This window comes from Thalassospira sp. MCCC 1A01428, assembly GCF_002115825.1.
GTDB lineage: Bacteria > Pseudomonadota > Alphaproteobacteria > Rhodospirillales > Thalassospiraceae > Thalassospira.
This window is the reverse complement of sequence record NZ_JFJZ01000070.1, coordinates 1-15,594: the sequence shown is the minus strand read 5'-3', so window position 1 is coordinate 15,594 and position 15,594 is coordinate 1. Positions and strand designations below refer to the sequence as shown.

Below are 15,594 nucleotides of genomic sequence, written 5' to 3'. Positions count from 1 at the left end.
ACTGGCGGGCAAGGAGGGATTCGAACCCTCGATGGGGCTTTTGACCCCATACTCCCTTAGCAGGGGAGCGCCTTCAGCCACTCGGCCACTTGCCCGTTTTGAGTGGTGTTCCGTGTGGAACGCCGCCTTTCTTAAACATCCGATCCGATACTGTCAATGCCTCAAAACCGGGTCAGGACAGTTTTCTTTTTACTATTGTGCATTTAGCGACATTTTTTGCAAAAAATCCGACCTGACCCGTCACAAGACACCCACTATTCAACCGCAGGACGACAGCTTAACGATCGTTCGGCACCACCATGCCACGTGCGACACCGTCCCGGTTTGAAATTTCTTTTTTCCACCGGCTAACATTCGGATACCCGGTCAGGTCAACCTGATGCCATTCATGGCGACAGACCCACGGGTAGCAGGCAATATCAGCAATAGAATACTCGTCTCCTGCCATGAAATGTTTTTGCGCCAGATGCCTGTCCATCACCCCGTATAAACGTTTGGCCTCGGCAACATAGCGTGCCTTGCCATATGGCACATCTTCCTTTGCCGCACGCAAAAAATGGTGCGCCTGCCCCAACATCGGGCCAAATCCGCCCATTTGCCACATCAGCCATTTGATGCATTCCATCCGCACATGGGGATCGGCAGGAATAAATTTTCCATATTTTTCTGCCAGATAAATAAGAATCGCCCCACTTTCAAAGATATCGATCCGTTTGCCGCCTGGCCCATCCTGATCCACCAGTGCGGGAATTCTGTTATTTGGGGCAATCGCCAGAAAAGAAGGCGCGAACTGTTCGTCCTTGCCAATATCAACAACATGCAAATTATAAGGAACAGCAAGCTCCTCCAGAAGAATAGAAACCTTGCGCCCGTTTGGCGTGCCAAATGTGTAAAGGTCAATCATGGTAAGGATAATCCTAATATATCATCGGGGTTTGCCTCAGTTGGCTTCAACCATGACACAGCTTTTGCCTTTCTGTCAGAGACAGACGCAATTTCCGTGGGCACTTTTTCGTGACTGTCTTCAAACAATCACACAGCTGTCACGGGCCGGAAAAGAATTTCTGGCATAAGGTCAGCCTACGGGATGACATTTAACGCCACCCGCCACCCGATGTGACAGAAAGACACCCAGGAGCATTTTATGCGGACCGTCTATCAAAGCACCGATGACCATGGCCATGTTTTACGCACCCTGAAACTTCAGCATGAAGACCGTCCCGACCCGGTTTATCTGGGCATTGTGATCCGTGAACGCGAAGTTCTTTTCCAGACCCGCGAAAGCACCTCTCGCGATCAGGTTCTGCAAAAAATCAAGGAATTCGTCGCCGCACACCGCCCCGCAATGTCCTTGCAGCCAGCGTAATCGCTGGCTTTTTTATCACCTGTAATCTGGCGGCCATTACCCGGTTTTGCCAGATTGCACATGATCGCGCCGGGGCGTTTACATTTTCGTATTTTGCGCCCCACATAACTGACCCGCCGGTTTTATTCCGGCGGGTCTTTTTGTTTAACCAAATCAGCAATTATCCCCGTGCCGATTTCAAACGAATGCGCCCCGAAACCAGCAAAATAACCAACCCGACCAAAACAACAGGCATCATCCCGATATTAACGGCATCCCAGCCTGCGCCAACGATAAGAGCACCGGCAGCAAAAGATGCCATCGCCCCCAAAATACCATTTGCGAGTTCCATTAATGCCTGCGCGTGGCCCCGCTCTGCGGCGGTGTGGCCTTCGCCCAACAGGGTTGTTCCTGCCAGAAGCATCAGGTTCCAGCCCAAGCCCAACAGCAAAGAACTAAACAGGAAATGCCCAAAACCAATACCCAGCAATGCTGCAAGCGCGCTTGCCAGCAAAATGACACTGCCGATACCGGCAATTTTTCGCGCCCCGAATCGGTCAATCAGGGGGCCTGCGACAAAGGCCGGTAAAAACATGCCAATAAAATGCCAGCGGATTACCTCTGAGGATTGGGCCACATCAAAACCGCAAAATTTCATGGCCAGGGGTGTCGCCGTCATCACCAGGACCATAACGCCCTGACCAATTGCACTGATTGACACCGCCGCAAATATTTTTGGCCGCAGTAACAGGTCGCGCATCACTTGCCCACCATTGGGGATGCGCGCGGGGATTTCTCCCTGCTGCACGCCTGTCAATAACAATATCGCCAGCAAAGCCATCACAATCATTGACAGATACGCCCCCAAAAACGGCACCACCAGCGCATCACGCGACCACACAGCAAGCTCAGGCGCCACAAGGGCCGCCAACACCCCGCCACCGGTTACATAGGCCGCGGCCCGCCCTTTATGGGCATTCTCAACAGCTTCCAGCGCGACATAGCGATAATATCGGGCCGATGCCTGATAAATACCGATTGGCAACGCGCCAAGGCAAAAGATGGTAAAATCGCCTACATAAACACCAAACGATGCAATGGCAGCCCCGGCAACGCCAAACCAGGCACCCGCCATCAAGCCTGCCCGACGACCGCGGCGCTGCATGAATAAAGACAACGGATGCACACCGCCCAAATTGCCCAGAACCAGCAAACCCAGCGGTAAAGTTGCCAAACCTGCATAGGGCGCCAGTTGCACCCCGACCAGCGATGTCAGCGTGATACCCACCATCGAACATAACCAGTATAATGCCTGAGCGATAAAAAGCAGGCGCACCTGCCCATTGGTCAGTAACAGCATGTTGCCAACTTTCAAAAACGGGAATGAATTATAAAAAGACCTGGTGGTCAGACCAAAACGGTACTAATGCCATCAAAATCAGCCATACCGAACCGTTCAGCGTAATCTTGCGGGCTGATGGATAAATGACGGTGAAATGCTCGGCGCATGGTTTCGGGATGCCCAAAACCGCACAGTCGCGCAACACGGTTAATTGAAATATCACCGGCCTGAAGAAGCCCCCGCGCCGCTTCGACGCGCACCCGTTCCACATAACGGGCCGGGGTTAACCCCATGTCACGGGTAAAAACGCGCGAAAAGGTTCGCGGGGACATACCAGCGCGTTGTGCCATGGCATCAAGAGACAAATCAGCCTGCAAATTTGCCGGAAGCCATTCCAGCAAGCCTGCCAACTGGGCAGAAGCGCCGATTGCCGGTGTAAGATAGGCACTGAATTGTGCCTGCCCGCCCGGACGTTTTAAAAACATAACCAGCCTGCGCGCAACTGCCAGTGCAATCGATCTGCTACAATCATGTTCAACCAGGGCAAGGGCCAGATCGATCCCGGCGGTGACCCCGGCCGATGTAAAAATGTGGGCATCGCCGTCAAGACCAGTGGGGTCATAGGTATGCAAACGATTTTCAACCAGACCAATCCGGGGATAGGCTGTGCGCATTTCATCGCAACGCGACCAGTGGGTTGTTGCCACCTTACCATCCAGCATACCTGCTGCTGCCAGCACCAATGCCCCCGAACAAACCGAACCAACACGTGGCACCAGTTCCGCTGCTGACTGAAACCAGCTTAAAACATCAACATTCCGGCGAACCCGGTCGATGCCGTCCCCACCAGGCACGAGCACTGTATCGACCACGTCAAGGTCAACATCCCGGCGTGCCATGTCAGCATGCAACCGGATACCCGCCGAAGTTTGAACCGGGCCGGATTGTTCGGCGAAAACCATAATTTCATAAGCCGCCGCCTGCCCCTGGCGCATCAACTCCACATTGGCAGAGGCGAAAACCTGCAATGGCCCGGTGATATCAAGGCTCATAACATTATCAAAGGCATAGCAGGCAATAAGCCGCACAGACGTCGGCGAGGAAACAGTAATCGGCATTGGCGCGGCTCCTGTGTAGGTCATGCCATTTTGACTGATCGCCACACTGGCAACAATGACAAACAGCCCACCAATTTTGCCAATTACAATTTAAAACGCCGATGCAGCTCCGCAATAAAAAACGCCCGCAGCATTTCGGGCCACGGGCGCTGCAAAGGCGCGGTATGTCATAAACAGGCGGGGACGTTAAAACCCGCTACGCTGTAAAAGAGCATAAAAATCGCGCAAGGTTCCTTCCTTTTCACCGGAATCCTGTAAATCATCGACAAGATGATCGGTAAAATTAGGTTGCCGTAAATAACTGACCACGCGCTTTCGGGCCATGGTTGCCGACTTTCCTTCGATCAGCACGCCACTGGAGCAAAATTTAACCAGCATATAAGCACGCTGGCGTAAATGCAGGTCGGGGTTGTCAATCCGCTCGATTACTTTTTCGCGGGTAAGATATTCAGCCAGGCCTGAATCCAGTTTTTCACTAAGATGATGCTTCAAATCTTCAACAAAATTGGAGCGCCCCACCTTGTCGTGCATGCGGGTAACCAGCGCCATTTTCTCGCGCGGTTTTGCTTCCGGTCCACAAAATGCGCGCAACCCGCGCATATCGGCAACCGTCTTGCGGGTAAGTTCGGCAAGCTCTGTTTCGATACCGGCGGCGCGGTCATTTTGTGTCACATCGGACAAAAATGCCAGGCGACGCCACCCCGGCGCAAGGCAGCTCACAATTTCCTCAACCCCCTCGCCAAAGGCGCGGCTGCCGCCAACATTGCGAACCCTTGCACCACGTTCCACCAGTGCTTCAACCATGGGCTGCCCAAAAACAACACCTTCGGCATTTAACAACCGATCCAGAATTTGCACCAGTTGATCGGCACCATCATCCTGGCGTGACAGGGCGTTGGCACTTTTCAGTTCGCGGGCAATATAATCAAACAGCACAAATTGTGCTTTTGGCAAAAGACCGGCAGAAAAAAGCGGATTTAGCAAATCCAGCACGTCCTGTGCAGCACCACGATTACCATTTGCCTTGCCCATCGCCAGATCAATGTGAAGCAAAACGGCATCGCCAAAACTGCGCGATGGACCAAGCAAATCTTTTAATGCCACAGGAGACCCAAGGATATCGGCAACAACATCATCGACCATTGCCCGGGCATGGTCATCTTTGGGGTCGCCTTTAACCTTCAACGCAAAATCAAGTTTACCAATCCAGCTGCGCGAAGACGACAATTCACGCGTCAATGCCACCATTGTCAGAAAATCGGTGTCTTCTGCCAGGCGCAGGCTTTGAATTTCGCGGCGGACCTCGGCTATTGTTGCGTCTTCAAACTGCGGCAGGTCGTATTTCTCAACCTGACGCGCCCGCGCAGCCAGCGTATCGATGGCACGATGCAGCTTGTTTGAGGCTTCAATATGATTACCTTCAGTGGTGCGCGAATGAATCGTCGCAACCCTGTCAACGGCACTTGGCAGTAATGTGTCATGATACATCAATTTGCGCAGGTTTTTAAAATTGTACATCACCTCTGTCGGGGTCAGTACTTCCTGTTCAAAATATTTGCGCAATAAACGATTGATGGTTGCCCGGCTTTCAACGCCCAGCAAATCCTCATCTGTTTCGCATAGGGCTGCATCCTCAATTGCGGTTACCCGAACAGGATCATTATCGCCCTCGCCCTGCCCTTCCTTTTCCAGAAGGACTTTTTCAATATGCCGCCCATCCTCGCGTTCCCAATCCCGAACAACGCGAACGGCCGACACTTTACCGCGCAACACGTTTTCGGCGTCTGCGACGGCTTCCTTGTCTGTGTTATATGTGGCATGGATGATCCAACGATCTCCACGCCGAACACGTACTTCGTACGTATAGGCTGTTGTCACCGGCATGATGCAACCTGGCTCCCCAAAACTACCTGTATCGGCGAATAACCACGGAAAGCAGCAGCTGCATGTCCCAAAACGAGGGCATTTTCCCTCTTGCAGACAGGATACCTAATAGAATTATATAAAACAACAGATTGCGACATAGCATTAGCACCTAAGGCATAACCCTATTGCCGCTATCACACACAAAACTTAACTTAATTCATTATGTATAATAGATTTTTTCCAATTATGCGGAGCTTGTTTGCAACTGCTATTTTTGACGCACGAAACAGCACCCCAACAGTCTAAAGCCCTAATCTGCCGTATAGCATTGCACAGACTCAGAGCAACGCGACGTCAGGACCGGATAAACGCCGTGGAAATATTGTCGGCAAAACGGCCCCAAAGCACGCTCATGGCTGCAACAATATCGGCACTGTCGGCCGATGCCGGTTTAATACGCTGATCAAACTGATTTGATAGAACAACTTCACCACTGGAAGCATCAATAATCTTCCACTGAGCATTCAGGCGGACTGTCCGGTCAGGCTGGGCTTCAAAGTTTGAAACATCAACGGCAATCTGCCAGTCTACCCCATCGCGACTGTTCCACGGAAACGCCTCCATCCGTTTTGGGGCCAGCCTGTCCTGTAAATCCTGCATCAGAACGCGCCGTGCCGTTTCGCGAAGCGGTTCTGCCCATTTATCGTTTTCACGCAAATAAAGCTCGTTTTGTCCGGTCCGCAAAACCAGTTGCGCACGATCGAGATGAGACGGAAATGAAATAGGCCCCACCCCCAAAACCGCTTTTACCACGCCAGATTGAACCTTGCTTTGCGACGCCGCCGGGGCCAAAACAAAATAGCGTCCACTTTGCGGTGTCGTACAGCCTGCCAGCGCAATTATGCCGCCTAAAGCAGCAATTACAGCACCCTTTTTAAATCGGCGTCCCAGCACTGAAAACCTGGAAGAACCAATGCCGGAACAAGTCTCAATACGGCGAGATGCGATGGACATTTTTATTCCTCCCGATTACCGGATTTGCCCAGAATCAGGGCGTTGGGATTTTGTTCAAGATAATCCGTCAATGTTCGAACTGAACGCGCCGCAGACGAAATTTCCTTCAGCGATTCTTCCAGATTGTAACGCACCGGCGAATTCGGCGCGGTCATGTCTCGTAAATCGGTCATGGTTTTGCGGGCTTCATCAAGGGCTTCACGCGTCGCTGGCAAAACACTGCTATCAAGGTTGGAAACCAGCTGATTAATGCCATTGCTGGCTTCCTGAATGCTTTCCATGCTTTTCTTTAACTCTGGCGAGGTAACAAGGTTTTCCATACCTTCCACCGTGCCTAAAACACGCATGCCAATTTGTTCAATCGGAATGGTTTCAACTTTGGCCAACAGGGATTGCAGAGAATCTGTAATCTCGTCAATCTGATTGGGCAAGGTTGGCAGTTCGTCGATTTTACCCTCACCATCCCCAAGATACCGTGCCGGTGCCAGCGGATACATATCAAGGTCAACATAAAGCTGACCGGTCAGGAAACTGCTGGTTTTAAGGCGGGCACGCAAGCCATGCTCAACCAGTTGTGACAGAACCTGCTTATATTCGTCGGCACTTTCGGGTTTATCCCCCACCGTCTGGATACGTTCAGGTTCCACTGTAATTTGTACCGGTGCCCGGAACATACCCTTGTCGCGCAAATATTCCAGGTTAACGCTATCGACTGTTCCAACCCGAATACCGCGAAATTCAACAGGTGCATCCGCCACAAGCCCCCGGATCGACCCGTCAAAATACAGCATGAATTTCTGGGTATAACCTTGCACCAGGCTTTCTGCCTGCTTGCGATTTTTATACAAATTGAAAACCGTATTGGACAGGGCCGGGCTGGCGTTGTCATTGCCCGGGGGTGTCATGAAATTAATCCCGCCCTGAATAACCGACCGGATCGATTGCGCGCGAACAGACACACCTTGCGCGTTCAGATCAACACTGACACCACTGGAATCCCAAAACCGGCTGTCATTAGTGACCAGTTTGTCGTAAGGCGACTTGATATAAATCGGGATTGATACTTTGCTTGCGGAGGCGTCAAGGGAGGTATCAAGCACCTCGCCCACGGCAACGCCATGCAGCAAAATTGGCGCGCCTGAGTTAATGGAACCAAGTTCATTCGCTGTTAGAACAAAACGTGTTCCCTCGCTGCCATCGGCCACAAATTGCGGTTCTTCCGAACCGACAAATTTCGTTGCCGGTTCGCCTTTTTCGTTTGGCACAATTTCGATATAGGCACCGGTAACAATGGTTTCGAGGCCCGATATCCCGCGCGACGACACGCGTGGGCGCACCACCCAGAACTTTGTCTTGTCGGTTAAATACTGCTCAACATCGGCATTCATCTGCAAGGTTAAAACGACCTTGCTAAAATCCTCGGACAGGGCAATTTTCTTAACTGCGCCAACATCAACATCGCGGTACCGCACTGCCGTTTTACCCTGGGTCAGCCCCTCGGCAGATTGAAATGTCACCGAAATTTCAGGGCCTTTCGACGAAACTTCGCGCCAAATCAGCCAGCCACCAATAATAACGGCAACCAATGGCACCAGCCATATCAGCGACAGGCTCTGCAAACCGCGCCGGACTTCCGGTTTTTGCGGTTCAGACTGTGACGCATTTTGGTTGTCGTCGTTCATGATAGCGTCCCTTGCTTCATTTTCAGTGTCGCGCGATCCCAGATCAGGCGCGGATCAAACGCCATTGCCGAGAGCATCGTTAGAATAACCACTGCACAAAATGCAACGGCACCAAACCCCGGCACAACGGTAGCAATATTCCCCAATTTCACCAAGGCTGCCAAAATCGATACCATAAACACATCAATCATGGACCAGCGCCCGATCAATTCGGTAATGCGATAAATCCGGGTCCGCTGACGCAGCGGTCCGGCCATCCCCAAACCAGCGGCCATATAAACCCAGCTCAACACCACAAGTTTAAAAATCGGCACGACAATACTGGCGCAAAATACCACCATCGCAATTGGCCACTCCCCGGCATCTATCAAGGCACCAACACCCGAAAGAATGGTATCGGCCTCGGTATTTCCCAACATGGTTACACTCATGATGGGAAATACATTTGCCGGAATATAAAAAATCGCGGCGCTAATCAGCAACGCCCAGGCCCGTGACAGGCTCGCCGGTTTACGATGATGCACAACCGCCCCGCAACACGGGCAAACGGCATGGTCGTTTTGAGCTGCTTCGCCTGTTAAAACAAACGCGCAGACTTCGCAGGTTACCCAGCGGTCGCTGCCTGGTTCCGGTACGGCAATATCGTCGGTGGTCGGGTATTTCAAACCCTTCGGAGCCAGACGATGCCAAACCTCTCTCGGGTCAAGTTGGGCGCTCATCAACAATGACATTGGAATAAGAATACACACCGCATAAAAGGCCGGCCCGGCAATAACGTCGGCAAAATCGTTCAACTTTGTCAGGGCAACCAGCAGACCAATCAAAAAAACATCCAGCATTGACCACGGCCGGGCAATGGCCAACACCCGCCAGACCTTGCGAATGGCAGGAAAACCCATACCAAACCGCAAGGGCAACAACACATAAATATAGGCTGAAATTAGCAAAAGCGGCGCAACAATGGACGTAAGGCCCACCATAAAGGCCAAAAACCAGAAACCTTCATTCCAGAATGTCAGGACACCGGAAATCAGGGTGTTACTTTCGCTACGCCCTTCCATGCTGAATTGTAAAATCGGAAATGAATTAGCCAGAATAAATAATACAAGGGCGGTAAAGGCAAATGCCAGAGACCGTTCAATACTATTGTTCTGGTTTTGATACAGGGGCGAACCACAGCGCACGCAACGGGCAACATGGCCCGGCGGAATTTCTTCTTCGGTATGGAGATAATCGCAATGATCACAAGCGACCAACCGATGCGTCATATAAGATTTACTCTCTGCTATAAAACAAAACACCGATCATTGCGGATGAACCGATAAAGTAAGAAGCAAAAAGCCCCTGCTGTCAAACGGTGTCAGCACATGCAAGTTCCCGACAAGTTGATATATTTATTGATGTTTTTCCATATTGTTCGCGTTTTTTCCATCAGTGGGCAAAAACCGCCGTGCTTCATCGCGCACGATATCATTTACACGCGATAATAAACGACTTTCCATATTCCAGTGATGCCAGAATAACGGCCTTTCAATGACATAACGGCAAGGCTGCACCAACCTTCCTGCCAAAATGCCCGGTGCGGCCTGATGCTCCTCAACCACGGCATACGCAATTCCCTGTTCGGCCATTGTCACAAACCCCTGGGAACTGGGCATGGTATGGGCAGGAAACTCGCCAGGGTTAAGCCCGAAGAAGCGGTAAAAAAACTGGTTTTGCAATTCGTCATGTTCGGAAAAATTAACCGCCGGGCATTGTCGTAATGCATCGGGCGTTACACCATCGGGGAAGTATTTTTGGGCAAATCCGGGCGACACGACCATAATATAGCGCATTATCCCCAATGGCCGCACCTTGCAGCCCTGCACCGGAATTTCGCGCGTGCTTACCGCCCCTAGAACGCGTCCACTTTGCAATGACTGATGGGTTAAAACCTCATCTTCTACTTTAATATCAACCAGCAAATTTAATTCATCAAACAGTTTTTTGGGGACATTCATAAACCACGTCGCCAAACTGTCAGCATTGATCGCCAAGGCAATATGCCCAAACCCGGTTCCCTCAACCAGATCAGGGACATCATCATGAAGTTCCTGTTCCAGCAGGCGCACACGTTGGTAATGCTGCAAAATACGCTCGCCAGGCTGGGTCGCCGCAATGGGTTTTGTTCGCATGATCAACGGCTGACCAATACGGTCTTCCAGCAACTTTACCCGCTGCGATACCGCCGATTGCGTAAGCCCAAGCGCACGGGCCGCTTTTTCAAAACTACCGTGGCGAATAACTTCTGCACAGGCTTCCAGTAATTTGTAATCGATCATACAATTATCAATTTTGCTTATGAAGCATCAGTATAATTCAATTTTCTTATTTCCCAAAATTGTTATGACCATGACTACACAACAAACAACTCAACGCAGTGGATGACGTAAATGCTTCTGACATACGCGACCGGATTTGGTTTAAGTGGCGGGCTTATCCTGGCTATTGGCGCCCAGAATGCCTTTGTCCTGGGGCAAGGTCTTCGTCGTCAGTACCCTGCCATGGTCGCACTTGTATGCGCCCTTTGTGATGCTATCCTGATCGTCGCCGGAGTGGCGGGACTTGGTACTCTGGTCGCTCACTATCCCCTGCTCACCCGAATTGCGGCCTGGGGCGGTGGTATTTTTCTAATATGGTATGGTATCGGCGCTTTTCGGCGGCTGTTTCAAACAGAAACCCTGTCGGAAACAAATGTTAAAACACATGGCTGGAAAGCCGTTCTATCCACAACGCTGGCCGTAACGCTGCTTAACCCGCACGTTTACCTTGATACCGTGGTAATGCTGGGCGGGATCGGCGGGCAATTTCCACCTGATGAACGGGTGTTTTTTGCACTAGGCGCTGTTAGCGCCAGTTTTATATGGTTTTTTGGCATTGCTCTGGGGGCGGCATGGCTGGCCCCCTATGTGGCCCGCCCGATTACCTGGAAAATTATCGACGCCACCACAGCCATTGTGGTGTGGCTGGTTGCCTGGCATCTGCTGTCACCGGAAATCAGCCGATTGCTGGCTTAACTGATCTCAAACAAGGATGCGACACGGTTACCGCCCCATTGCATCCTTGAAATGAACACGGCAAACCGGCACATAACGATCATTTCCGCCAATTTCAACCTGGGCACCTTCGCGCACCGGGTCACCATTTTCATCGATCCTGATCACCATGCCTGCCTTGCGCCCGCAATGACAGATTGTTTTAAGCTCGTTCAGCTTGTCTGCCCAGGCCAACAGCCATTTGGAACCTTCAAACAAATCACCCTGAAAATCGGTGCGAATGCCATAACACAGCACAGGCACGCCAAGTTTGTCCGCTACGTCGGAAAGTTGCCACACCTGATCTTTGGTTAAAAATTGCGCCTCATCAACCAGCAGACAATCCACCGGGCGGGTCGCAAGTTCCGACTTAACCAGTTCAAACAGGCCGGTCTCACTATCAAAAAGGGTTGCCGGGGCCTCCAGTCCAATACGCGAGGCGATTTTGCCCGCGCCAAACCGGTCATCCAGGGCGGCGGTCAGCAACATGGTTTGCATCCCGCGTTCGATATAATTAAAGCTGGATTGCAATAAGGTCGTCGATTTGCCGGCATTCATCGACGAATAATAAAAAAACAGCTTGGCCATCCATTCCCCCTGCCCTGAACTTCATGCGACATAGCCGATTAGCCCATGCCGATCAAGTTTGCACTGCCGTGGCCAGCCCTCCATCATCATCTGCAGTGTGAAAAACGCTTGACGTTCCATCCACTGGAAGGTGCAAACTGAAAAAAATCAAACGGATGGAGAATTGCCATGCTTAAGCTAAAAGTCGAAGAAATGAGCTGTGGCCACTGCGTCAAAGCCGTCACCGAAGCTGCCAATACGGTCGAGAATGTCGACAATGTTGAAATTGATCTTGAAGATGGACTGGTGACCATAACCGGCACCCCCGATAGCTCCGCCGTCATCACCGCTATCAGCGAAGCCGGATACCCGGCCCGACAAATTGCCTAGGCTGTCGTTACAAACAGGCAAATCAAACAGCAAAGGCCGCAATACCAGCGGCCTTTGCCTTGCACAATCGAGTGTCGATCAGAAATTAACTATCCTCCGTCAGGCATGATGCCGACCTTGATCCAGATTTGGCAGCAAAGCCGCCAGAAAACCGATTGCCGGTAAAAACGCACAGACCTTGTAAACAAAAGATATGCTGGTCCAGTCGGCAAGAACACCCAACAGGGCCGCGCCAATCCCGCCCATGCCAAAAGCCAGACCAAAAAACAAACCCGATATCATGCCAACCCGGCCCGGCACCAGTTCCTGTGCATAAACAACAATTGCTGAAAATGCTGACGATAGAACCAGACCAATAATAACACTGAGCACAATGGTCGTGGTCAAACCGACATAGGGCAACAACAAGGCAAAAGGCAACGTTCCCGCAATCGAAACCCAGATCACTTTTTTGCAGCCTATGCGATCACCAACCGGCCCGCCAATCAAAGTTCCAGCCGCAACAGCGGCCAAAAACACAAACAGATAAATCTGCGATTGCTGCTCTGCCAGCGTAAACCGCTCCATCAAATAAAAGATGTAAAAGCTGGTGAAGCTGGCCAGATAAAACCACTTTGACAGCATCAGACAAAACAGCACAGTTAAAGCCCGTGATACCTGCGGACCGGTTAAATGCGCATGCACAACCCTGGTCCGTTTTGCCGGAGGTTTCGCATGACCCTGGCTTTTATACCAGTTGCCCAACCCCACCATAATCACCATGCCGACCAACGCGACCAGTGCAAACCACGCCAGACTTTTTTGCCCGTTTGGCAGCACAATAAATGCAACCAGCAACGGCCCGATCGCCGACCCGACATTCCCGCCAACCTGAAAAATAGACTGCGCCAAACCATGCGCCCCACCCGATGCCAACCGCGCCAGACGCGATGATTCGGGATGAAACACCGATGACCCCGTCCCCAGCAACGCGCTTCCACATAAAAGCATGGCAAAGTTGGTGGAATAGGCCAAAACCAAAAGCCCTAGCAACGACACCCCCATACCAAACGACAGTGAATAGGGTTTTGGTCTGCGATCGGTATAACTGCCGACCAACGGCTGAAGCACCGATGCCGTCACCTGATAGGTCAATGTTAAAAAACCAAGCTGGGCGTAGCCAAGATCAAACCCGCCTTTGAAAATTGGATATGCCGCCGTAAACAACGACTGAATCATATCATTTAGTAAATGACAAAAACTGGCTGCTCCCAACACCGAATAGGCTGTTTTCACCTGCCTTGGCTGACCAGCAATCGCATCGCTCATCCTTGAAATCCTTTGACCCGTCGTTAAACACGCAATGTCGCACTTAAGGATCATTTTAAATAATGGACGATGGCCCGCCACCCGATTAGGGTCATTATATTATTCAAGTGGGCCAAGATGAATTTAACAGATCACAGTCACCAACATTTCCATTCAGTTCCCCGACCGGTCATCGCCCTGGGCGTTGATTACCCGGACGGGGAAATCATTCCCCCGCATCACCATAAGCATGACCAGTTGCTTTATGGCCTTACCGGTGTGGTTATGGCAACGACCCCCCACGGCGCATGGATGATGCCACCCCAGCGCGGCATGTGGATACCGGCAGGTACCGTGCATGAAGTTCGCACCCTTGGCGAGGTCAAAATGCGCAGCCTTTATCTAGACCCGGCCATTACGCAAGGGATGCCAACCAGTTGCCAGGTGGTTGGTATTTCATCTTTTATGCGCAATTTGCTGGAAGAAGCATCTGCCCTCCCCGTCGAATATGATGAAGATGGCCGCGGCGGTGCCCTGATGAACCTGATACGGTTCGAACTGGAACTATTGCCGCCAATACCATTGTCACTGCCGTTACCTGCCCATAAGGGCCTTGCAAGGCAATGTCACCATTTCCTGCGCGAACCAGAAGCAAACATTACGATTGATCACTGGTGTGATGCACTTGCCATGAGCCGTCGTACCTTTACACGCCTGTTTCGCCGCGAAACCGGGCTAAGTTTTGTCGCGTGGCGGCAACAGGCATGCATTATGGCAGCACTGCCCCGGCTGGCCCAGGGGGAAGCCGTTACAACCATTGCCCTTGACCTTGGATATGACAATCCCGCAGCATTCAGTGCGATGTTCAAACGCATTTTAGGAACAACGCCAAGCCTGTATCGACCCTGAACCGGCAAAATCATTATCATCCAACAGCCGCAACTATCCCGCATACGGTATTTAAGAGGGCATTTTGACAAATCAGGTTTTGGCTATTTCCGGAAGCCTGCGTAAAGCATCAATCAACAGCACCCTTTTGCGGGCGGCACAAATCGCTGCAGATAAATTTTGCCTTGAAATCGATATTTATACCGGCCTTGGCGACCTGCCCCTTTTCAACCCGGACCTTGAAGGCCGCGAAGCGCAATCTGTGCTTAATTTTCGGACAAAATTGCGAAGCTGTGACGCCGTTTTAATTGCCAGTCCCGAATATGCCCACGGCGTAACCGGTGTCCTTAAAAACGCGCTGGACTGGGTGGTTGCCAGTGGCGAATTCATGGGCAAACCTGTCGTCGTGCTTAATGCGTCTGGCCGGGCAACCATTGCCCAGGCGGCCTTGATCGAAACGATTGGCACCATGGACGCAACAGTGCTGCATAATGCTTGCCTGACCATTGCCTTAAACGGCAAAAATTATAGTGAAACAGATATCATAACAGCCAGCGACACCGCCCCCACCCTGCAAAAGGCGCTGGACATTCTACGCACCGAATTGCAGCAAAAATAACAATCCATAAACAGCAAAAGCCGCCCCGAAGGACGGCTTTTGTCTCATCATCTATATCCGGAAAACTTATCCCAGAATTTTATCACGCAGCATTTTATTAACCATACCAGGGTTGGCCTTGCCGCCGGTCGATTTCATGACCTGTCCAACAAACCAGCCCAGCATACGGTCTTTACCCGCGCGAATTTCTTCAACCTTGTCCGGGTTCGCCGCAATCACTTCATCAATCGCGGTTTCAATGGCGCCAGTATCGGTGATCTGTTTCAGACCTTTTTCTTCCACAATCGCTTCCGGGTCTTTGCCGGTTTCGATCATGATTTCAAAAACATCTTTGGCAATCCGGCCCGAAATGGTGTCATCGCCAATCAAGCCAATCAGCTTGCCAAGGTTTTCTGCCGTAAC

Annotated in this window: 15 protein-coding genes, 1 tRNA gene and 1 pseudogene; 5 read left to right on the top strand and 12 right to left on the bottom strand. The window is 51.4% G+C overall.

The genetic code is table 11. The annotated features are described in order from the left end of the window. Positions 1–2: 2 nt before the first annotated feature. Positions 3–95, bottom strand: a tRNA-Ser gene (locus tag THS27_RS24555). 182 nt (positions 96–277) lie between these two features. Beyond that, the gene (locus tag THS27_RS24550; protein ID WP_085595417.1) at positions 278–904 is read right to left on the bottom strand and encodes a glutathione S-transferase N-terminal domain-containing protein; all 627 of its coding nucleotides are present in this window, start codon (positions 902–904) and stop codon (positions 278–280) included. A gap of 240 nt (positions 905–1,144) precedes the next feature. Here THS27_RS24550 and THS27_RS24545 point away from each other — a divergent pair, with 240 nt between their 5' ends. Next, positions 1,145–1,366, top strand: coding sequence for a hypothetical protein (locus THS27_RS24545; RefSeq protein WP_085595415.1), 222 nt, complete (start codon positions 1,145–1,147; stop codon positions 1,364–1,366). A gap of 160 nt (positions 1,367–1,526) precedes the next feature. On the opposite strand, the gene THS27_RS24540 is transcribed toward THS27_RS24545, so the two are convergent. The 7 genes from THS27_RS24540 to THS27_RS24510 form a co-directional block, all read right to left on the bottom strand. Then, the gene (locus tag THS27_RS24540; RefSeq protein ID WP_085595423.1) at positions 1,527–2,705 is read right to left on the bottom strand and encodes an MFS transporter; all 1,179 of its coding nucleotides are present in this window, start codon (positions 2,703–2,705) and stop codon (positions 1,527–1,529) included. 47 nt (positions 2,706–2,752) lie between these two features. Next, complete coding sequence (locus THS27_RS24535) at positions 2,753–3,805, bottom strand: GlxA family transcriptional regulator (RefSeq protein ID WP_139835736.1); 1,053 nt, start codon at positions 3,803–3,805, stop codon at positions 2,753–2,755. 186 nt (positions 3,806–3,991) lie between these two features. After that, positions 3,992–5,689: a hypothetical protein gene (locus THS27_RS24530; protein ID WP_085595413.1), complete on the bottom strand. Its 1,698-nt coding sequence runs from the start codon at positions 5,687–5,689 to the stop codon at positions 3,992–3,994. 336 nt (positions 5,690–6,025) lie between these two features. Then, entirely contained in the window at positions 6,026–6,685 is a 660-nt protein-coding gene (locus tag THS27_RS24525; protein WP_085595411.1) for a membrane integrity-associated transporter subunit PqiC, read from the bottom strand. Positions 6,686–6,687: 2 nt separating this feature from the next. Further along, positions 6,688–8,367, bottom strand: coding sequence for an intermembrane transport protein PqiB (locus THS27_RS24520; protein ID WP_085595409.1), 1,680 nt, complete (start codon positions 8,365–8,367; stop codon positions 6,688–6,690). Beyond that, positions 8,364–9,635: a paraquat-inducible protein A gene (locus THS27_RS24515; protein WP_085595407.1), complete on the bottom strand. Its 1,272-nt coding sequence runs from the start codon at positions 9,633–9,635 to the stop codon at positions 8,364–8,366. The genes THS27_RS24520 and THS27_RS24515 overlap by 4 nt, the downstream gene beginning before the upstream one ends. Before the next feature lie 126 nt (positions 9,636–9,761). Further along, entirely contained in the window at positions 9,762–10,688 is a 927-nt protein-coding gene (locus tag THS27_RS24510; RefSeq protein ID WP_085595405.1) for a LysR family transcriptional regulator ArgP, read from the bottom strand. A 111-nt stretch (positions 10,689–10,799) separates the two neighbouring features. Between THS27_RS24510 and THS27_RS24505 the strand changes: the two genes are divergently transcribed. Continuing rightward, entirely contained in the window at positions 10,800–11,423 is a 624-nt protein-coding gene (locus THS27_RS24505; RefSeq protein WP_085595403.1) for a LysE/ArgO family amino acid transporter, read from the top strand. A gap of 27 nt (positions 11,424–11,450) precedes the next feature. Here THS27_RS24505 and THS27_RS24500 read toward each other — a convergent pair whose 3' ends face one another. Then, positions 11,451–12,029, bottom strand: coding sequence for a thymidine kinase (locus tag THS27_RS24500; protein WP_085595401.1), 579 nt, complete (start codon positions 12,027–12,029; stop codon positions 11,451–11,453). 168 nt (positions 12,030–12,197) lie between these two features. Here THS27_RS24500 and THS27_RS24495 point away from each other — a divergent pair, with 168 nt between their 5' ends. Continuing rightward, positions 12,198–12,398, top strand: a complete 201-nt coding sequence (locus THS27_RS24495) for a heavy-metal-associated domain-containing protein (RefSeq protein ID WP_085595399.1) — start codon at positions 12,198–12,200, stop codon at positions 12,396–12,398. A gap of 99 nt (positions 12,399–12,497) precedes the next feature. Here the strand turns inward: THS27_RS24495 and THS27_RS24490 are convergent, their stop codons facing one another. After that, on the bottom strand, positions 12,498–13,706 hold the full coding sequence (locus THS27_RS24490; protein WP_085595397.1) for an MFS transporter: 1,209 nt from the start codon (positions 13,704–13,706) through the stop codon (positions 12,498–12,500). Between the two features lie 117 nt (positions 13,707–13,823). On the opposite strand from THS27_RS24490, the gene THS27_RS24485 reads away from it, so the two are divergent. Next, positions 13,824–14,594 carry a helix-turn-helix domain-containing protein gene (locus tag THS27_RS24485; protein ID WP_085595419.1) on the top strand — a complete coding sequence of 257 codons (771 nt, stop codon included), beginning with the start codon at positions 13,824–13,826 and terminating at the stop codon, positions 14,592–14,594. A 64-nt stretch (positions 14,595–14,658) separates the two neighbouring features. Next, positions 14,659–15,192: an NADPH-dependent FMN reductase gene (locus tag THS27_RS24480; RefSeq protein ID WP_085595395.1), complete on the top strand. Its 534-nt coding sequence runs from the start codon at positions 14,659–14,661 to the stop codon at positions 15,190–15,192. 66 nt (positions 15,193–15,258) lie between these two features. Here THS27_RS24480 and gatB read toward each other — a convergent pair. Beyond that, positions 15,259–15,594 (bottom strand): annotated as a pseudogene (gatB, locus tag THS27_RS24475) (Asp-tRNA(Asn)/Glu-tRNA(Gln) amidotransferase GatCAB subunit B); the annotation flags it as partial.